This window comes from Cognatitamlana onchidii (assembly GCF_004804355.1).
GTDB lineage: Bacteria > Bacteroidota > Bacteroidia > Flavobacteriales > Flavobacteriaceae > Cognatitamlana > Cognatitamlana onchidii.
Map to the genome: position 1 here is coordinate 462,628 of NZ_SRWZ01000001.1, position 21,279 is coordinate 483,906.

Below are 21,279 nucleotides of genomic sequence, written 5' to 3' on the forward strand. Positions count from 1 at the left end.
TTATTGTATTTACTTATGGACACGTTAATAGCTTTCTCTAAAAAACAATTGGTCTTTCTTTTAATGTTGACCTGCTTTTCGGTTCTAGCGCAACGTAATGAAAGCATCCTATTTTCCGATTCAACGTCCATAAAAAAACCTCAGGCTATTCCTAGTCTTGATGTTGTTCAAGAAATACAAATAGCAAAGGAAAAGTTAAAAGATTTTAGCCAAAAATTAGAACCCAAGAAATCTTTATTAAGAATAGACTCGCTCTTTCCCATTCAGAAAAAGCTTATTGCTGAAAAACGAAAAGATGCCGAATTGTTTTTGAAGGCTAACCCCAACAAGCAAAAAATAAATAACTTGCTAAACAAATGGTATCGAACTAGCGACTATTTTAATGTTTGGCAAACCACCGTGAATGATCATATTCAAAGAAATGCCCGAATTCTTGAGGATGCGTCTTTCTCTGAACAAACTTGGAAACTTACCCTAGACAAGTCTAAAACTGAAGACCTTCCGGTAGAAATACTTCATGATATTGAGGAAACTTGGCAAGACTTTAAAAAGCTTAAGGCCAATTTTATTACTAGGAATAAGCGATATTTAAGTTTAGAATCTCGAATAAATAACCAAATTGCAATTACAGATTCTACTATTGAAGACCTAGAAGTATTAAAAAGTTCGGAAACGTATCATATATTTAATAGACGGCATGAACCTCTTTGGAAAGCTTCTTTTCGTAGCTCAGACATCAATTTACCGCGAAGTATTAAGGAATCCGGCCTTGAAAAGCTAAAAAACTCGTTTGACTTTTTTAAAACCTTTGAACACTTAATTTACCTCTACATTGTTTTTGTTCTTTTTATTGTAATCTTTTTTAGGTATCTAAAAAAGGGAATCAAGATGTACAAGTATGATGAGAGTAACGATTTTCTAAAAAAATCGTTAGACTTAATTTATATTAAAACCTGGGCCTCAATAGCATTTATATGTTTACTCCTAGCCAAGCTTTATTTTAACAATGCTCCAGAATTATTAGAGAACCTTATTTCTCTCTCTGCCTTAATATTAACAATTCCAATAGTATATAAAAGCTTAAATGAAAGATTTCGAAATGTTATTTATGTGATTATATTTTTCTATGTTTTTAACTCTATAAAAACCTATGTATGGTTTGAATCTTATCAATATCGCCTATACCTTTTAGCGGGATCTTTTTTTGTTATACTAACAGTATTTTATTTTACAAAACCATATATCAAAACAAGGAAACTTCCGTTAAAAAAAATGGGGGTATTTTTTATTAGACTAACACCTTTAATTTATGGTTTGGCCCTTATATCGATTCTCTCAAACATTTTAGGGTATACAAACCTAGCAGATATATCATTAAAATTTTGTACCCAAGGCAGTGCCATTTCAATTGTCTTTTATGCCACGTTGCGAATTTTAGAAGGAGTTGCTTTAGCCTTAGTTCATCGCCATTTTGGTCCGAAACAAGCTAGTCATACTACACAAAAAGCAATCACTGAAAAGAAAATTTTAAAAGTTATTCAGTACGTTGTTTTCATTATTTGGGTATTGTTTTTTATAAAAATTTTAGACCAGTTTGAAACCATTCTCACTTTCTTCAACAATTTTTTAACCGAGCCTTATATTGTCGGGAGCCTCGCCTTTACAATCGGGGATATTCTGTCGTTTCTTCTAATTCTAGCTGGATCTTTCTTAACAACAACCTTTATAAGTTTTATTATTGATGGCGATGATGGCGCATTACAATTTTTAAAGCTTCCCAAAGGTATTCCAAATGCAATTTCCTTGGTTGTTAGGTATTTGATTCTTGCATTTGGTGTGGTCTTTGCTTTATCCTCGTTAGGTATTGACTTGGGGAAATTTAATTTAATGGCTGGCGCCCTAGGTTTAGGTATTGGTTTTGGGCTACAAAATATAATTTCAAATTTTGTTTCGGGCATCATACTAATTTTTGAACGCCCTATATTACCAGGAGACACAATTGAAGTTAATAATTTGCTCGGCAATGTCAATAAAATTGGGGTTCGCTCTTCTAGCATAAGTACATTTGATGGTGCCGATGTGGTAGTCCCTAATAACAACCTTGTCTCTAATGATTTAATTAACTGGACGCTTTCAAATAATATAAAACGTGTAGAAATACTAATTGGAACAACCTACGGTTCTGATCCTAATCAAGTTTTAGAAATTTTAAAGCAATGTGCCTTAGATTATTCTGAAACTATGATCGACCCACCTCCCATAGCTCTATTTAGTGATTTTGGAGATAGTTCATTAAACTTTAGATTACGCTTTTGGGTCCATTTTGAAGTTGGCCTACAAGCCAAGAGCGACGTTTCTGTAGCTATTTATAATAAATTTAAGGAGCATGATATAGAAATTCCGTTTCCGCAACAGGACATTTATATTAAAGATATGCCGAAAAAATTAGACAATTAAAGATTTTACAGAATCAAAATCTAAACCACCATAGTTTCCAGAACTCATAAGAAGCAATGCTTTGTCATTAAAATCTTGAGTGAATAGAAATTCTTTAAAAGCATCTGGATTGGTATAAATAAGTAGATCTGCACGTTCAAAAGCGTTTGCTATTTGGGTATCTGTGATTTTATCAAGTTTCTTAATCTCTAAAGCGCTTGGTGAATAGAATACAACTGCTATGTCGGCTGCATCCAACGCTCCCTTATACTCTTTTAAAAACTCGACATTTAAACTGCTATAGGTATGTAACTCTAAGCAAGCCACTAACTCTTTTTTCTTATACTGATCCTTTACGGCCTCTGTTGTGGCTTGAACTTTACTTGGTGAATGTGCAAAATCTTTATAGGCTACGCTTGTCTTTCCTTGAGCTATTTTTTCTAAACGTTTACTAGCTCCTTTAAACGTTGAAATAGCTTCATAAAAATCGTCCTCATCAATTCCCATGTGCTGACAAATCCACTTAGCTCCTGCTAAATTATTTAAATTATGTTTTCCAAAAACTTCAATTGGCAAAGGACCTTCTGGAGTTTCAATTAGTGTCTGCCCGTCTTCAACAGTATAATCTGGTGTGCCGTACGGTATTTTTCTTATTGTATTTTCACTAGCCTCTACAATGCGTTTTACTTCAAGATCTTCCTCGTTATAAGTAATACTACCACCACTTACTATAGAGTCTACAAAAATGCTAAACTGCTTCACATAATTCTCATAGGTAGGAAATACATTGATATGATCCCAAGCAATACCACTTAGCAATGCAATATTAGGTTTATACAAATGAAATTTAGGACGTCTATCAATTGGTGAACTTAAATACTCATCGCCTTCTAAAACCATAAAATCATTATCTTCAGTAAGTTTTACCATGACATCGAAACCTTCCAGTTGCGCTCCCACCATATAATCAACATCTTTATCATGATAATGCATTACATGTAAAATCATAGAAGTAATCGTTGTTTTTCCATGACTCCCTCCTATAACTACACGTGTTTTATGCTTAGCCTGTTCATATAAAAACTCTGGGTAGCTATAAATTGTAAGGCCCAATTCTTGAGCCTTTAGAAGTTCTGGATTATCTACCTTGGCATGCATTCCTAAAACAATGGCGTCCAATGTATCATGAATCTTTTCTGGAAACCAACCAAAAGCCGCGGGTAAGAGCCCCTTAGATTCCAATCTGGATTTAGAGGGTTCAAAAATGGTATCGTCACTTCCTGTAACCCGATAACCTTTATTATGTAATGCCAAGGCCAAATTGTGCATTGCAGCCCCTCCTATAGCGATAAAATGTACGTTCATATTTTTTTCTATTGAAATCTTTTTGAAGCAAATACTGTCCTTTACAAACCGTGTTATTTAGAAAAGTAAATATATGAATTGCTGTGGTAAAGACTATTAAATACTAAACAAGTTTTTGGGATAGCACCCTTTTTTAAAGTAATAGAAAAAGTATAATAAAAAGTGCAACCTTTCTGTTCTACCTAGATATTACATTTTTAAAATAATATCCTTTTGCTTAACAAAAGGCTTAATATTAGGTAGTTCTGTAATTGCCATATTAATATAGTTTAAGGCTTTTTCTTTATTGTATTTATGGGTTTGTATTTGTGCTAGTCTGTAATAAGCCCATGCTTTTGGAACACCGTCTTTAGCCGTGTAATTCTTTATATATGTATGCAAACACTTTTCCCCTTTATATAGCTCTACGTTATACTCTGCAGCAACCTTCCCTATCTGATAATGCAAGGCATTTCTTTGGTGCTTTTCTTTTGCTGATTCTATATTTTTTATGGCTGCTTTGGGTTTGTTTTGATTTTGATAAAATGTGGTTAGTTTATCGAAACATGTCATTGACCCCCCTTCTTTAATAGCCATTTTATAGTATTTCTCAGCTAATTCTGGCTCATCATCATACTCATAAATATAGCCTTTAGCTAAATAACCATCTACTTTTGATAAGTCTTCTAACTCCTGGGCGTACTTCATAGATTTTTTAACACTTCCCCCAACAATGCTGGGTAGTTCCATATACAACTCTACAAGAGCCCAACGCGTATCTATATGTGTTTTATCTAATTCGGCTGCTCGTTCAAAAGCATATTTTAAATCGCCAATAAACCCAATAGCACTTAATTTATTTTCTAGAGCCTTCATGCCTAACACACCACCATATTTGTAGTGATAATTAGCATTATTTGCATCATGCTCTACTAAAGTTCTATAGGTATCTATAGCTTCATCCCATTTTTTCTGGTGTCCGTAGGCATCTCCTAATAATTCTACAGCTTTTAAATTATCTGGATTTGACTTTACGTAATTACTAAGTAATCGTTCGGCATCATCATATTGTCTATTTTTTAAAAACGTATCTGCCTTATCGACACTTGTCTGAGCAATGGTTATTAATGGCAGTAAAAATAAAAACCAGATTTTTCGCATATTATTCGATTTCTGTTGGCAAAAATAATCTTTCTTAAACAAGTATATTAGGTAATTAAGATACCATTAAGATTTTTATTTTGCTAGTTGTAGGCAACGTTCCTTTACCTTTAAATTGAGTAATTTCACTCAATCAATAACGCATTTCACGCATTTACATTTTTTTGGAATGGCTTTTGAAAGTAAGTTAGCAGAAAACTAAAGAACATGAAACACCTTTTAACAATTTTTTTCTTCACACTATTTTCTCACCTTAGTTTAGCGCAAGCAGATGCTTATGCTACCCTTTGGAAGCAAGTAGAACACCATGAATTAGAAGGTTTGATTACAAGTGCTCTTGAAGATGTTGAGCGCATAGAAATAAAGGCTAAAGCAGAAGACAACCATTCGCAAATAATTAAAGTCTTGCTTTACAAAAGTAAATTTGCTTTGGTTTTAGAAGAAGATGCGCAGTTAAAAATTATTGATAGTATTAAAACCCAAATAACAGAAAGTGCTTTTCCTAGCAAGAATATTCTAGAAAGCATTTTAGCCAATTTATACTGGCAATATTTTAAGAATAACCGATGGCAGTTTTATAACAGAACCCAAGTAAAAAACGTAAAAGATAATGCAGATTTTAGAACATGGGATTTACAAAGTTTATTTGACGCAATTCACGTCCATTACCAAAACTCATTGAAAAATGGTCTTATGCTTCAGCAAGAAAAACTAGAAACTTATGAAGCACTATTAAATGAACAAAAAGACTCCAAAATATTTAGACCTACCCTTTTTGACTTCTTAAGTCATGCGGCGCTTGATTTTTACAAAACTAGTGAAACCCATATTACAAAACCATCATATAAATTTGAGATAGACAACGATGAATATATGGCTGATGCCGAAAGATTTTCTACCTTGAATATAACATCTAAAGATACGACCTCGCTTCAACTAAATGCCCTAAAAATTTACAAGTCTTTAGTACGTTTCCATTTAAAAAACAAAAAGCCTTTAGCATTAACAGATGTGAATCTTGAACGGCTAAAGTTTGTACATAACCATGCTACTTTTTCAAACAAAAAAGACATATTCATAGACGCTCTAAAACAAGAAAGAGCCTCCATAAATGACACGGAAGCAGCCTCGTTATATGACTTTGAAATAGCATCTACCCACTTTAACCAAAGTAAAACATACCATCCAAAGAACAATCAAGAACATCGATGGAAGGCTAAAGAGGCTATAGATTTATGTAATGCTGTAATTTCCAAATCGCCAGATGGCTTTGCTTCTAAAAATTGTAAAATTTTAAAAGCTCAAATAGAAAGACCAAGTCTTACAATAACCACTGAAAAGTTTCTTCCTACTCAAAAACATGCGCGTCTTCTAGTTCAATTTAAAAATATTGATTCAATCCAGTTTATTGCATACAAACTCTCTGACTCCCAGTATAAAAAATACAAAAAATCTTATAGAGCAGAAGACCAAAAGGCCCTCTTTAAAAAACTAAACATATCAAAATCTTGGATTACTTCCTTAAGAAATGAAGGTGACTACCAAATCCACAATACTGAAATTTTAATTCCCAAGCTAAGTAATGGAAGATACTTGATTGTGGCTTATCAAAATAAGTCTCAAGATTATTTTGCTATTTCAGACATTCAAGTTACCAATATTGCTCTGGCTGAAACAGAAACTTTAAAACACAAAATTTTTCAAGTTATTAATAGAAACAACGGCAAACCACTTTCCGAATCTAAAATAGGCTTTAGCTATTATTCTCAAAAGTTAGGACAAAAAGTATCTCAGGATTTAAGACCTAATGAACTTGGTGAAATAAAAATTGAAAAAGACGACAGTTGGTATAATGATGTCAAATTAAAGGTAGTAACAGGGTCTGACACTGCTTACTTTGGAGACTATTATATAAACAAAAAGTACCCTAATTCTAAAAAAAGGATTGACTACAAGGCATTTTTATTTACTGATAGAAGTATTTACAGGCCAGGACAAACGGTTTATTTCAAAGCCATTGCGTTAAAATCTAAGAATGGCAAATCCGAAGTTATCCCCAACAAATTATTTTATTTGGATGTCTACGATGTTAACGATGATGATGTGATCTCTCTAGAATTAAAAACTAATGATTTTGGATCTATTTCTGGCGAATTCGTATTACCCTCTAGCGGTTTAAACGGTGAATACTATATCAACCTTTATGCAGATTCCAATGCTATTGATATTGATACCGACTACAGATTTTCTGTAGAGGAATACAAACGCCCTAAATTTGAAGCTTCGTTTTCACCAATAAAAGATACTTTTAAAGTAAACGATTCTATAACAATTTCAGGAAATGCCAAAGCCTACGCAGGGAGTCAGGTAACCAACGCTAAGGTTGTTTACCGTATACACCGTAAGGTTCAATATCCTGAGTGGTATTATTGGTATCGTCCTTGGTTTCAAAGTGAACCCCAGGAGATTTCTTTTGGTGAAACAAAAACTAACAATTCTGGTCAATTTGAACTAACGTTTAAAGCCATCCCAGACACATCTATAGACCCTACAACGCTTCCTATATTTAACTATGAAGTTATTGCGGATATTACCGATTTAAATGGAGAAACTCGAAGAGCAAAATCTACCGTAAAGGTTGGTTACCATGCCTTAATGGCTAAAATGACTCTAGATAATATTATTGACAAAAGCACAAAAAATTACGAGATAACGGTAAGTACAAAAAATTTGAATGATGAATTTGTTCCTGCAAAAGGATCCATAAAAATATATAAACTTAAAGCTCCAAATACGGTTTTAAGAGAACGCCCATGGCCTGCTCCAGATTATCAAGAATTCTCTGAGGAAGCTTTTAAAAATTTATTTCCTCACGACCCATACAATACTGAAGACCAAGTAAAATATTGGGAAAAAGGCGCATTAATACTACACAAACGTTTTGATACCAACCTGTCTAAAACAGTAAAATTAGGAAAGTTAAAAAAATGGCCTTCTGGACAATATATTGCCATTCTTGAAAGTAAGGATAAATTTGGACAACTCGTTAAAGATGAAATTAAAACAACCTTTTATAGCCAAAAAGATGAGTTACCTGCTGATAACCAAATTTTAACTTTAACAACAGACAAGTCATTTTATCAAGTTGGAGATACAGCCTATGTGACTTTAGGTTCTGCGGCAAAGTTTTTAAACGTTACGCTTTCCATTGAAAAAAATCATAATACTGTAAATACACAGGTTATTCAACTCAATGCTAACAAAAAAGTAATTGCTATTCCGGTTACAGCTAAGGACATGAATGGGTTTGCTCTTCAATACAGCTATGCCTTTTTTAATAGTTATAAATCGGGTACCAGAATAATTCCTGTTGAAGGTCCTAAAACTAATCTAGACATAGAAACTATAACGTTTCGGGACAAATTACAACCTGGAAATGACGAAACCTGGCAATTCAATATTAAAGGTCCGCATAACGAAAAAGTAAGTGCAGAATTATTAGCAAGCATGTACGACCTTTCACTAGACCAGTTTAAACCCCATAAATGGGCGTTCTCTCCAACATATAATTTAAGCTACACCTCGCACAATAAAAGGTCTGCCTATAGCAGTTTTGGAACTCGAAATTTTAGAGGTCACAGCAATTATCAACGTTTTAGTTATCCGCAACGGTCTTACGACGAATTTAATTGGTTTGGGTTTAGTCTTGTGAATAATATAAGGGTTAACGACCTTTATTTAATACAGATTAGAAACAAACGGTCTGCAGCCTTTCATAAAAATATTGCAAAAGGATTCATTTCAGGAACTATTTACGACGAATCAGGACTTCCCTTACCAGGAGTAAATATTATGGTTAAAGGTAGTACGATTGGAACCTCTACCGATTTTGATGGAAATTTCGCTATCAAAGCCAAAAAAGATGACGAGATAGAAATAAGTTATTTAGGTTTTAAAAACCAAGCCATAAAAGTTAATAGCAATCATTTAAACATAACTTTAAAAGAAGATAGCGCTTCTCTGGAGGAAGTTGTTGTTGTAGGTTACGGCACACAAAAAAAATCGGCAATAACAGGATCTGTTTCTACCGTACGATCTGAATATATTACCGCAGATGCAAGTCTTAATGCATTGGCAGGAAAAGTATCTGGGATTGAACTTTCTCAAGTTTCTGGAGCTCCAGAAAATATAAAGATTAAAGGCAGCGGGACATCTAGCAAAAGTAACCCTTTGTTTATTGTAGATGGAAAAATAGTAGAAGGAGAACTTGATTTAGATTCCTCTGATATAGAATCAATTGACGTTTTAAAGGACGCATCAGCAACCGCAATTTACGGCACAAAAGGTGCTAATGGTGTTGTTATTATTACAACAAAATCTGGTCTTAATGCTTTTACCCAAATGCCTGTTAGAAAAAATCTTCAAGAAACCGCCTTCTTTTATCCAAACTTAAAAACAGATGCTTCTAGTACTATTAGTTTTAGTTTTACAACACCCGAAGCTCTTACAAAATGGAAACTTCAGTTATTAGCACACACAAAAACTCTAGAAAGTGCGATTAAAACATTAAACGCAGTGACCCAAAAGGAATTAATGGTTATTCCAAATACACCACGTTTTTTGCGCGAAGGCGACAACATACGCATTAGTACCAAAATAGCAAATCTTACCGATACCAATATGAATGGGAGTGTTATATTACTTTTAACCGATGCCATTTCCGGAGACAATATTGACACCAAACTTGGTAACGTCATTAACAACAAACGTTTTGATTTATCTCCAAATGGTAATACCCAAGTATCCTGGAGTTTAAGCATCCCTAAAGGGATTCAAGCCATACAATATAAAATAATAGCTAAAACCGAAAATTTCAGCGATGGCGAACAAAATGTATTACCTGTATTATCAAACAGAACGTTGGTAACAGAAACGCTCCCTATGTGGGTAAGAAGTAATGAAACCCGAAGCTTTACTCTTGATAAACTAAAAACCAACAATTCTAAAACCCTTAAACATCATAAACTTACATTAGAAATAACTTCAAATCCGGCGTGGTACGCAATACAGGCTTTACCTTATTTAATGGAATACCCTTACCAATGCAACGAACAAACATTTTCCAGATATTATGCCAATGCTTTCGCTAGTCATATAGCCAATTCAAACCCCAGAATAAAAGAAGTATTCAATCAATGGCGCTCTAACAAAACCCTAATAAGTAAGCTAGAAAAGAATCCAGAATTAAAGTCCATCCTCATTCAAGAAACACCATGGATTCGCGATGCCCAAAGCGAAACAGAGCAAAAAAAGCGCATCGCTTTACTTTTTGACCTAAACAAGATGAATCAGGAACTCCTGGCTTCCAAAAATAAATTAAAGTCAAATCAATTATCGTCGGGCGGCTGGTCTTGGTTTAATGGCGGTAAAACAAACCGTTATATCACTCAACATATTGTAATTGGTTTTGGGCACCTTAAGCACCTAGGAATTAATACTGGGAACTATTCCAATATGCTTGATAAAGCAATTAGATATTTAGATGCGCAATTCATTAAAGAATATAACGACCTAAAAACAAACCATTCCAATGCAGACTTAAATAAGGATCATTTAAGCCATTATCAGATCCATTATTTATACATGCGAAGCTTTTTTCCAGATATTAAAAAGTCGAAAGAGTTAGAGGGCATTATTGCCTATTATCAAACTCAAATCAAGAAATTCTGGCTAAAACAATCCTTATACTCTAAAGGCATGATGGCCTTAATAGCTAATAGAAATAAAGACATACAAACGTCTAGTAAAATCTTAAAATCATTACTGGAAACGAGCATAACTTCTAAAGAATTGGGGATGTACTGGAAATCAAACTCCAATTCTTGGTACTGGTATCAAGCACCTGTTGAAACACAAGCCTTGTTAGTGGAAGCCTTTAGTGAAGCAGGTAAGCATATTATGAGTGATGCTAGACTTGAAGAAACCACTGATAATCTAAAAATTTGGCTTCTTAAGAACAAACAGACTAACCAATGGAAAACAACAAAAGCCACTACAGAAGCTATTTATGCTATGTTGCTCCAAGGTGCCGATTGGCTAAGTGTTACCGAAATGGTTGAGGTTAGTGTTGCTAACAAAAAAATTGAACCAACAAAATTAGAGCAAGTACAAGTAGAAGCCAGGACAGGTTATTATAAAACATCTTGGTCTCCAGCAGAGATTAATGCAGATATGGCTAATGTGAAACTCAGCAAAAAGACACCAGGCATAGCATGGGGAAGCCTCTATTGGCAATATTTTGAAGACCTAGACAAAATAACATCTTCAGAAACACCCCTAAGTCTTAAAAAGAAATTATTTCTCAAAAAGAATACCGATTTAGGAGAAGAGCTAAAAGAAATAACACCTCAAACACAACTGCAAGTGGGAGACCTTGTAACCGTTAGAATTGAACTAAAAAGTGATAGAACTATGGAGTTTCTGCATATGAAAGATATGCGTGCCTCCGGATTAGAGCCAGTAAACGTATTAAGTAGCTATAAATGGCAGGATGGACTTGGCTATTATGAAAGCACCAAGGATGCCAGTACTAATTTCTTTTTTAATTATTTACCAAAGGGCGTTTATATATTTGAATATGATTTACGTGTAAATAACTCTGGTGACATGAGTAATGGAATTACTAGTATACAAAGCATGTATGCCCCCGAATATTCAAGTCATAGCGAAGGTTCAAGAATACATATTGAAACCAAATAAACAATACCTAAATTTGCCTATGCTTAATTTAAGAAGTTATGCTAAAAAAACACCCATTAAAACTTAAACCATTAAAATTAGCATTTGTACTGTTGCTAATCTTTTCATGTGGTGGGACTAAGCAAGCAGCCCCTCTTAAAACTGAAACTATAAAGTCTCCAAAAATTATTTTTTTAACATATAGCATTTCTAAAGAGGATGATGGCAAAAAAATGGTTGAACTATTACAACAGAAAATAGTTGAAGGTAAAATAAAAACCTCTGAATCTATGGAAAATGGAAAACCCGGAGACTTAGTTTGCAAGCAGCTTAATAGCAAATCAGAAGTTTTAGCCACCACGCTTATAAAAGACCCGTTGAACAAAACAGTTGAGTTCTCGACAGAATCTATGGAGTTTCAAACTAAGTCCTTTAGCATTGAAAAAACGATGTTTACTCTAAGGATGCAGCTACATCATCATGCTAATAATATAACAATTAGTACTTTTGCTGATAATAAGCTCCTTAACAAAGCCAAAATAGATTAGAATGAAACCAATCTTATGCATTTTGCTACTTCTAAGCAACTACTTATATCCACAGACTTTTGATGTTGAACCCATTAAGATTTCAGGAGATAGTGATAAGCGTATAAACTTGGTGTTTTTAAGTGATGGCTACCAGACAACTGAATTAGATGATTTTTTGACGGATGCCACTAACTTTACTTCGACCATATTTAATTCTAGTCCACTTAAAGAGTACGAACCTTATTTTAATGTATATGCCATAAAGGTACCCTCCAATGAAAGTGGTGCCGACCACCCCGCTACCGCCACAGACATCGATGAAAATGGTGCTACTCCTGAGATTTTTGACACATATTTTGATTCAACTTTTGATGCTTATGGCATACATAGGCTTCTATTTTATGGCGTTGATGGTATAACGGCAGGAGGCGCAGAAGCAAAAATCACCTATGTTTTAATGGACAATTTTCCCCAGTATGATGCGGGCATCGTGTTGGTTAATACGAATACATATGGTGGTTCTGGAGGAAAATTCGCGATTTCTTACAATGGTTTTTGGGGTGCAAAAGTGGCTCTGCATGAACTAGGGCATTCTCTATTTAAATTAAAAGATGAATACTACCCTGGAGATATTCGTGCCAGTGAAGCCATTAACATGACTCAAGAAACAAGTCCAGAGTTGATAAAATGGAAAAATTGGCTGAATATTGAAGGTGTTGGCATTTATCCTCATGGCAACTCTGGGGTTGCCGCAACTTGGTATAAGCCACATCAAAATTGTATTATGGAACGTGTTGATAAATCTTTCTGCCCAGTTTGCACCGAAGGGATAATCGAAAAAATACACGATTTGGTGTCTCCAATTGATGCTTATTTCCCAATTACGAATGCTATCGACGCGCCAGATTTTCCAATAGATTTTCAGCTGGAACTCATAAAGCCAGAACCAAACACACTAGAAAGTTCTTGGTCGTTAAATGAAAACCCGTTTGCAAACGGTATAGAAATGGTATCCGTTTCAGAATCCGATTTGGTTATAGGCGAAAACACCCTAATAGCTGTTGTTCATGATAATTCGCCATTTTTAAAAGTTGACAATCATGATGAAGGGTCACATGTATTCACAGTGGAGTGGATAATTAATTACTCTACCTTAGGCATTGAAACTATTGAAAGTAAAACCAATGAATATAACATTCAATTATACCCTAATCCTACAAGCTCCATTTTGAATTTGAAATTTGACAGTCAACTTACAAGAGATTTATCTGTAAAAATTTCGAGCATAGATGGCAAAGTAGTAAAGACTGTTAATATTAGCACCTTGACTCATACCCCAGTTGACATAAGTTCCCTAAGCGACGGTATTTACGTTGCCCATTTTTACGCTAATAACAGTTTAGTTTTTAGTAAACGTATTGTCAAAAATTAATTATTTTCTCGGTGGCATAGTAGGTCTTACTTCTATCTTGCTAGGCAATGTTCTTGGATTCATTTTAATTAAATCGACCACAAGTTCTCCAATATCTTCAATTTGAATTTTCCAGACATCCTCCTCTTTTGGTGTATTGCCGTTAAAGTAAGTTGAAACAGACCCTGGCATAATCGTACTAACTTTAACACCATACTGTCTTAAATCTAACATTACAGACTGGGTAAACCCTGTAAGTCCAAATTTACTTGCATTATAAGCGGAACCTTTAGCAAAAAAGTTTGTTCCAGCCAAGCTTGAAATCGTAATAAAATACCCTTTAGAAGCCTTTAGCGCGTCAACCGTGGCTTTAATAGAATAAAAAACGCCGGTTAAATTGGTGTCAATAGTTTCATTCCATTGATTAATTGATAAATCTTCGATACTTGCAAAATGCCCCAAACCAGCATTAGCAACTACGATATTTATGGCACCAAAAGATTTAAGCACCTGTATAACAGCGTTTTGTTGGCTCTTAAAATCTCTAACATCGGCCATAACACCAATGGCCTTTCCGCTCAACCCCAAAGCATTTAAACTTTGAGCTGCATTTTTTGCGGCCTCTTCACTTCTACTTGTTACGGCAACATGAACCCCTTGCATTAACAGCGCTTCGGCTATACCATACCCAATTCCTTTTGATCCTCCTGTTATTAAAGCTACTTGATTTTTCATATTTTATCTTTTTAGTAAAGCTACAAAATGATAAAATCTTAGCCGAACAATTTTTGTTAGTAAAACGATAAAATTTAAGACCACATTACTTTTGCTCTGGAGGGTATTTAGACAATACTTTATCTACTATGGCTTTAAGCATATTGTCTCTAGCCTCTGGAGATGCATCTGGATTATAGGAAGCTTCGCTTATGGCCTGCCAAAATAGTTGCCTTTTACTTTGATTTACAAAATCGATTGTAATTTCCCTGTTTATATTACCTTCTCCCACAGGAATCCCCACTGAAATCCCGCCACCAACATTACCACTAGTTCCTCCCATGCCAATACCTACTGTGCTCTTGGGTCCTTCTTGGTATGCCCTGCTCTTTATATCAATAAAAAAGTCTGGGGTTTTAGAAATGCCATACCCTTTTTCAGCCATTTTAGCGTCTAGAGCATCTAGAAGTCTATTAGTATCTAATTCGCTTAAGCCAGTATTCATATCGGCGAAATACTGATAGGTCTTATACGTTGCAAAGTTTGCTGTCCTATCATAATCATAAGTAACATGTATGGGAGCACAGGATGCAAAAATCAAAAAAGTAAATACAGTTAGTAGGCGCATGGTATTTTTTTTATGATAAATGTAATCAAAAATTATTCCATTGTTAAAACCATTTACCTATGCGTTAGGGATTGAGGTATTGTTGGAGCTCCTTGCAAAGAGCGACTACCGAAAGCCCGACCAGACGTAAGGAAGGAAACGCCCTAATTATTTAGGGTTTTCCATAAGGTATCTTTAAGTTCTGTAATACCTTGTTGTGCCACCGAGGAAATAAAATGATAAGGAATGGGTAACTCTTTATCTAGCTCAACTTTTAATTCTGCTTTTAGTTCGTCGTCTAACATATCCGATTTTGAAATGGCTATAATGCGATCTTTATCAAGCATTTCTGGATTGTAACGTCTTAGTTCATCTAAAAGAATATCATATTGTTTTTTAATGTTATCTGCATCTGCTGGAATTAAAAACAACAAAACCGAATTTCGTTCTATATGACGAAGAAAATAATGCCCAAGCCCTTTACCCTCTGCAGCGCCTTCTATAATACCAGGGATATCGGCCATAACAAAGGTTTGAAAATCGCGATACTTAACAATGCCCAAATTAGGTTTCAGGGTTGTAAACTCGTAATCGGCAATTTTAGGTTTTGCTGAGGTTACAACAGATAGCAACGTAGATTTTCCGGCATTAGGAAAGCCTACTAAGCCAACATCTGCCAAAATTTTAAGTTCCATGGTAACGTATTTCTCTTCCATGGGTAACCCTGGTTGGGCATAACGTGGTGTCTGGTTAGTAGACGATTTAAAATGCCAATTTCCTAATCCACCCTTGCCGCCTTTGGCAAGAATTTGTTCCTCACCATCCTTTGTTATTTCAAAAATAACCGCATTTGTTTCTGTATCTCTTACCACGGTGCCCAAAGGCACATCAATGTAAACATCTTCTCCATCGGCTCCAAAACTCCTACCACTACTACCGTGCTCGCCATGTCCAGCGCGTGTATGCTTTTTAAACTTGAGATGAAGTAAAGTCCATAGATTTGCTTTTCCTCTTACAATAACATGACCACCACGACCTCCATCACCTCCGTCTGGCCCACCTTTAGTAATATATTTCTCTCGATGTAAATGCGCAGATCCCTTTCCGCCATTACCAGAAGCTACATACATTTTTACATAATCAACAAAATTCCCTTCGGTCATAACGGTACTTGAAATTTACGTGTTTAGAGTTTCAAAGTTTAAACTCTTGTAAAGACTATAAATTGTCGATTACAGAACTTAAACGTACAGTAATATCCTCAATACTACCTACGCCATCAACACCAAAATACTTGTTCTGGGAAGCGTAATAGTCTTTTAAAATAGCTGTCTTGCTGTAATACTCTTTAATTCTGTTTCTTATAATTGATTCGTCGGCATCATCGGCTCTGCCACTAGTTTTACCTCTACCTAATAAACGCTCTACTAAAATCTCGTCGTCTACTTCAAGAGCAATCATAGCATTAATTTGAGAATCTTTGCTATCCATTAACTTATCTAAAGATTCTGCTTGTGCATTGGTTCTTGGGAAACCATCAAAAATAAACCCATTAGCATCTGCATTTTTTTCTACTTCAGCATTTAACATATCAATAGTTACTTGGTCTGGTACAAGCTCACCCTTATCCATGTATGACTTAGCCAACATCCCTAAAGCAGTTTCATTTTTAATATTATATCTAAAAACATCTCCTGTAGAAATATGCACCAAATTATATTTGGTTTTTAAAAATTCTGCTTGCGTTCCCTTCCCGGCTCCTGGAGGTCCAAATAGTACTAAGTTTGTCATGTGTTGCGTTTGTTTAATTTGATATACTTCTGGTATATTTCTTCCTAACCCATCATAGTCTAAACCATAGCCAACAATGAATTTGTTTGGAATTTCAATACCAACATAATGTAATTTGAAATCTTTTTTATAAGCCTCAGGCTTGTAGAATAATGTAGCTATTTTTAGAGATTTAACATTTTCATTCTTAAAAATTCTATGAACTTCTGCCAATGTGTTTCCCGAGTCAATAATATCTTCTAAAATTATGACCGTTCTCCCTGTGAGATCTTGGGTTAACCCTATAAGCCTTTGAATATCTTCGGTAGATTTTACCCCTTCATAAGATGCTAATTTAATAAATGTAACTTCACAAGGGTTCTTGTATTTTTTAACAAAGTCACTTACCACCATAAAGGACCCATTTAAAATACCAACAAAAACAGGAATTTCATCACCTACATCCTCAGCAATTTCAGTAGCTAAACGCTCCATAGCTTCATCTATTTGCTCTGCAGAAATAAACGGCTTGAAATATTTATCGTGTAGCTTAATCAATGGTTATAATTTTAAAGATGCAAAGATAATCAATAGATTAACGAATAACCATTTTTTGATTTATGAATTAGGAACTAATTTAAGATTTAAGTGTATTTTTGCCTATCCTTATTTCGTTTTAGTAAAAAAGCAAATACATGAATTATTTTTCTTCAAGTTTTAAACTCGGTATTCTTGGTGGCGGACAACTTGGTAAAATGCTATTATATAATACAAGAAAATTTGATATTTATACAACGGTGTTAGATGCCAGTAATGAAGCGCCCAGTAAATTAGCGTGCAACGAATTTCATCTTGGAAATTTAATGGATTATGATGCCGTCTACAATTTTGGAAAACAAGTAGATATTTTAACAATTGAAATAGAAAATGTGAATGTCGATGCGCTTGAAGCTTTAGAAAAAGAAGGCGTTAAAGTATATCCTGCTTCCAATACATTAAGAACAATACAAAACAAGGCGACGCAAAAATTATTTTACAAAGACCATAACTTACCCACAGCTCCCTTTTCAAGATTTGCTTATACTTCTGAAATTGAAGAAGCTATCAAAAATGGTGGCTTAAGCTTACCTTTTGTTTGGAAAAGCGCTCAATTTGGTTATGATGGGCAAGGTGTAAAAATTGTAAAGTCCAATAAAGATTTACAGGGCTTGCCAAATGTGGAATGTATTGCTGAAAGTCTTGTACCCTTTAAAAATGAGCTTGCTGTTATTGTAGCAAGAAGTGCCTCTGGAGAGACCAAAACATATCCAGTAGTTGAAATGGAATTTCACCCAGAAGCTAATCAAGTAGAATATGTTATTTGTCCAGCAAGAATATCTGATAACGTTGCAAAAAAGGCAATGGATGTGGCTTTGGCCGTTTCAAATGCCTTCCAGCATGTTGGCCTTTTGGCTGTTGAAATGTTTCAGACGCAAGATGACCAGATTCTTATTAACGAAGTAGCTCCTAGACCCCATAATTCTGGACACCAAACCATTGAAGCCAGTTACACCTCGCAATTCGAACAACATGTTAGAGCTATTTTAGATTTACCCTTAGGAAGAACCGATAACAAAGTTGGAGGTGTTATGGTAAATTTAGTTGGTGCCGAAGGTTTTACTGGAAATGTGGTTTATCAGAACATTGAAAATATAATGAATATGAGTGGTGTAACCCCCCATATTTATGGCAAAAAAGAAACTAGACCTTTCAGGAAAATGGGACATGTTACTATTGTTAACGAGAATATAAATGAAGCTAGAAAAATTGCTGAACAAGTAAAGAAAAGTATAAAAGTAATAAGCGAATAATATGAGTAAAGTTGGCGTAATTATGGGAAGTAAAAGTGATCTTCCTGTAATGCAAGATGCCGTAGACATCTTGAAAGGATTTGATATAGAAGTTGAAGTTGATATAGTATCGGCTCATAGAACTCCTGAAAAATTATTTGATTACGGAAAAAATGCCCATACTAGAGGTTTTTCTGTTATCGTAGCAGGAGCTGGTGGTGCAGCCCATTTACCAGGGATGATTGCCTCTTTATCGCCTCTTCCTGTAATTGGGGTTCCTGTAAAAAGCAGCAACTCTATTGATGGATGGGATTCTGTATTATCTATTTTACAAATGCCTGGAGGCGTGCCTGTGGCAACAGTCGCATTGAATGGAGCCAAAAACGCAGGGATATTAGCTGCTCAAATCATTGGATCTCACGATAAATGTGTTTTAGATAAAATTATAGCCTACAAAGAAGGTTTAAAAATTAAAGTAAACGAGTCTGCAAAAAATTTATAATGAAAAAAGCCCTGAATGTCTTCAGGGCTTTTCAGCTATTAACAAATAATTCTCTTGAGTTAGTCACTCAGCAAAATTTTGCTCCGCCAAAAATATAAAAAAATTTGTTATGCACACATAATAAATTGATTTTTAACATATTTCATGAATTAAAATGATAAAAAAAGAACTTCAAACACCATTTAGCACCCCATATAACACGGCTCCTTTCTCAAAAATTGACGACTTAGATTATCTACCAACTATTAAGGAAGCTATTATTCTTGCCAAAAAAGAAATTGATAACATTATAAATAATCCTGAAGTTCCCAATTTTAAAAACACCATTGAAGCCTTGGACTTTTTAGGAGAACAACTTGATCGAATCTCGAGTATATTCTTTAATTTAAACTCTGCCGAAACAAATGAAACTATTCAAAAAATAGCTCAGGAGGTTTCTCCTTTACTTTCAGAGTTTAGTAATGACATCACTTTAAATGAAGATCTTTTTAAACGCGTAAAGTTAGTTTATGACACTAAAGGCGACTTGGATTTAACCCCAGAACAAAAAACGCTTCTTGATAAAAAATATAAAGGTTTTTCAAGAAACGGCGCGAATCTGCCTCTTGCCAAAAAAGAAAAACTACGAGAAATTGATAAAAAATTAAGCCAACTAAAACTTAAATTTGGAGAAAATGTGCTAGCAGAAACCAATAAGTTTGAGATGCTTGTAACGAACGAAACAGATTTATCTGGGCTTCCAGATGGAACCAAGGAAGCCGCAAGACAGTTAGCAGAATCTAAACAAAAAGAAGGCTGGCTTTTTACCTTAGATTATCCCAGCTATATCCCTTTTGTTACATATGCCGACAACCGTGAGCTCAGAAAAAAAATAACACTTGCTGCTGGTAGCAAGGGATTTAAAGGAGATAAGCTCGATAACCAAAATATTGTGCTTCAAATTGCTAAACTAAGGTACGAGCGCGCTAACCTTTTAGGTTACAAAACCCATGCACATTTCGTGCTTGAGGAACGCATGGCTCAAAGTCCTGAGAAAGTTCAAGAATTTCTAAACGAACTTTTAGATAAAGCTAAACCTGCTGCACAAAGAGAGTTTAACAATTTAGAAACCTTCGCCCAAGAACTTGATGGTATTAAAAAACTAGAAAAATGGGACGGCTCCTACTACGCAGAAAAGTTAAAACAAAAACTGTTTAATTTAGATGATGAAAAACTGAAACCTTATTTTAAGCTGGAAAATGTTATTCAAGGTGCTTTTACAGTAGCCAGTAAATTATTTGATTTAAAATTTGAGGAAATAAACAATATAGACAAATATCATGAAGATGTTCTAACTTATAAGGTTACAGACACTCAAGATAATTTTGTATCTATTCTTTATGCCGATTTCTTTCCAAGGGCTGGAAAACGAAATGGTGCCTGGATGACGGTATATAAACCTCAATATATAAAGAACAATGCGAATAGTAGACCTCATATTTCTATTGTATGCAATTTTACGAAACCAACAAAAACAAAGCCTTCTCTGTTAACATTCAATGAGGTAACAACTCTATTCCATGAGTTCGGACACGCGCTTCACGGTATGTTGGCAAACACCACCTACCCAAGCCTTTCAGGAACGAGTGTATTCTGGGATTTTGTGGAACTACCAAGTCAAATCATGGAAAATTGGTGCTACGAAAAAGAAACCTTGGAGTTGTTTGCCACACATTATGAGACTGGTGAAGTAATCCCAATGGACTTAGTACATAAAATAAAAGAATCAGCTACTTTTCATGAGGGGATGCAAACCTTACGTCAGCTTAGTTTCGGGCTACTAGACATGAGTTGGCATGGCCTTGATCCCACCGGCATTACTGATGTTAAAGCACATGAAGCTAAAACGTTTGAAAACACTAAACTTTACCCTGATGTAGCCGAAAACTGCATGAGTACAGCCTTTTCGCATATTTTTCAAGGTGGATACGCCTCTGGTTACTATAGTTACAAGTGGGCAGAAGTATTAGACGCTGATGCTTTTGAATATTTTAAAGAGGCAGGTATTTTTAATAAAACAGTTGCTAAAAAATTTGCAGCGCATATATTATCTTTAGGAGGGACCGAAGCCCCAATGACGCTTTATAAGCGTTTTAGAGGACAAGAACCTAAACCTGAAGCTTTGCTAAGACGTTCAGGGTTAATAAACAACTCATAAATTCAATTTTTTACCCTATTTTTGATGTTATAAAAAATTG

At 34.8% G+C, this 21,279-nt stretch carries 13 protein-coding genes; 7 read left to right on the forward strand and 6 right to left on the reverse strand.

The features are described 5' to 3' along the window. Window positions 1-15 precede the first annotated feature (15 nt). Window positions 16-2,457, forward strand: coding sequence for a mechanosensitive ion channel family protein (locus E5D58_RS02210; protein ID WP_136480185.1), 2,442 nt, complete (start codon window positions 16-18; stop codon window positions 2,455-2,457). Here the strand turns inward: E5D58_RS02210 and E5D58_RS02215 are convergent. Both E5D58_RS02215 and E5D58_RS02220 read right to left on the reverse strand, forming a co-directional pair. Beyond that, window positions 2,446-3,801 (reverse strand): UDP-N-acetylmuramate--L-alanine ligase, encoded by a 1,356-nt coding sequence (locus E5D58_RS02215; protein ID WP_136480186.1) that lies wholly within the window; start codon window positions 3,799-3,801, stop codon window positions 2,446-2,448. The genes E5D58_RS02210 and E5D58_RS02215 overlap by 12 nt on opposite strands. 189 nt (window positions 3,802-3,990) lie before the next feature. After that, entirely contained in the window at window positions 3,991-4,941 is a 951-nt protein-coding gene (locus tag E5D58_RS02220) for a tetratricopeptide repeat protein (RefSeq protein ID WP_136480187.1), read from the reverse strand. 207 nt (window positions 4,942-5,148) lie between these two features. On the opposite strand from E5D58_RS02220, the gene E5D58_RS02225 reads away from it, so the two are divergent. Genes E5D58_RS02225 through E5D58_RS02235 form a run of 3 tightly spaced genes read left to right on the forward strand, consistent with a single transcriptional unit; the run spans window position 5,149 to window position 13,641 of the window. After that, on the forward strand, window positions 5,149-11,700 hold the full coding sequence (locus tag E5D58_RS02225; RefSeq protein ID WP_168796609.1) for an alpha-2-macroglobulin family protein: 6,552 nt from the start codon (window positions 5,149-5,151) through the stop codon (window positions 11,698-11,700). Window positions 11,701-11,738: 38 nt separating this feature from the next. Continuing rightward, a complete protein-coding gene (locus tag E5D58_RS02230; RefSeq protein WP_136480188.1) occupies window positions 11,739-12,227 on the forward strand; it encodes a hypothetical protein in 489 nt (162 codons plus the stop codon). 1 nt (window position 12,228) lies between these two features. Continuing rightward, window positions 12,229-13,641 carry a T9SS type A sorting domain-containing protein gene (locus tag E5D58_RS02235; RefSeq protein WP_136480189.1) on the forward strand — a complete coding sequence of 471 codons (1,413 nt, stop codon included), beginning with the start codon at window positions 12,229-12,231 and terminating at the stop codon, window positions 13,639-13,641. On the opposite strand, the gene E5D58_RS02240 is transcribed toward E5D58_RS02235, so the two are convergent. The 4 genes from E5D58_RS02240 to E5D58_RS02255 all read right to left on the reverse strand — a co-directional run bounded on the left by E5D58_RS02240 (window position 13,642) and on the right by E5D58_RS02255 (window position 17,269). After that, a complete protein-coding gene (locus E5D58_RS02240; protein WP_136480190.1) occupies window positions 13,642-14,355 on the reverse strand; it encodes an SDR family oxidoreductase in 714 nt (237 codons plus the stop codon). An 85-nt stretch (window positions 14,356-14,440) separates the two neighbouring features. Further along, complete coding sequence (locus tag E5D58_RS02245) at window positions 14,441-14,962, reverse strand: DUF4136 domain-containing protein (RefSeq protein WP_136480191.1); 522 nt, start codon at window positions 14,960-14,962, stop codon at window positions 14,441-14,443. Window positions 14,963-15,105: 143 nt separating this feature from the next. Next, window positions 15,106-16,104 carry a GTPase ObgE gene (obgE, locus tag E5D58_RS02250; protein ID WP_136480192.1) on the reverse strand — a complete coding sequence of 333 codons (999 nt, stop codon included), beginning with the start codon at window positions 16,102-16,104 and terminating at the stop codon, window positions 15,106-15,108. A gap of 55 nt (window positions 16,105-16,159) precedes the next feature. Continuing rightward, a complete protein-coding gene (locus E5D58_RS02255; RefSeq protein ID WP_136480193.1) occupies window positions 16,160-17,269 on the reverse strand; it encodes an adenylate kinase in 1,110 nt (369 codons plus the stop codon). A 137-nt stretch (window positions 17,270-17,406) separates the two neighbouring features. Between E5D58_RS02255 and E5D58_RS02260 the strand changes: the two genes are divergently transcribed. From E5D58_RS02260 to E5D58_RS02270, 3 genes are all read left to right on the forward strand, one after another. Beyond that, window positions 17,407-18,561, forward strand: a complete 1,155-nt coding sequence (locus tag E5D58_RS02260) for a 5-(carboxyamino)imidazole ribonucleotide synthase (protein ID WP_136480194.1) — start codon at window positions 17,407-17,409, stop codon at window positions 18,559-18,561. 1 nt (window position 18,562) lies between these two features. After that, on the forward strand, window positions 18,563-19,042 hold the full coding sequence (gene purE, locus E5D58_RS02265) for a 5-(carboxyamino)imidazole ribonucleotide mutase (protein ID WP_136480195.1): 480 nt from the start codon (window positions 18,563-18,565) through the stop codon (window positions 19,040-19,042). 154 nt (window positions 19,043-19,196) lie between these two features. Continuing rightward, window positions 19,197-21,239, forward strand: coding sequence for a M3 family metallopeptidase (locus E5D58_RS02270; protein ID WP_136480196.1), 2,043 nt, complete (start codon window positions 19,197-19,199; stop codon window positions 21,237-21,239). Window positions 21,240-21,279 lie beyond the last annotated feature (40 nt).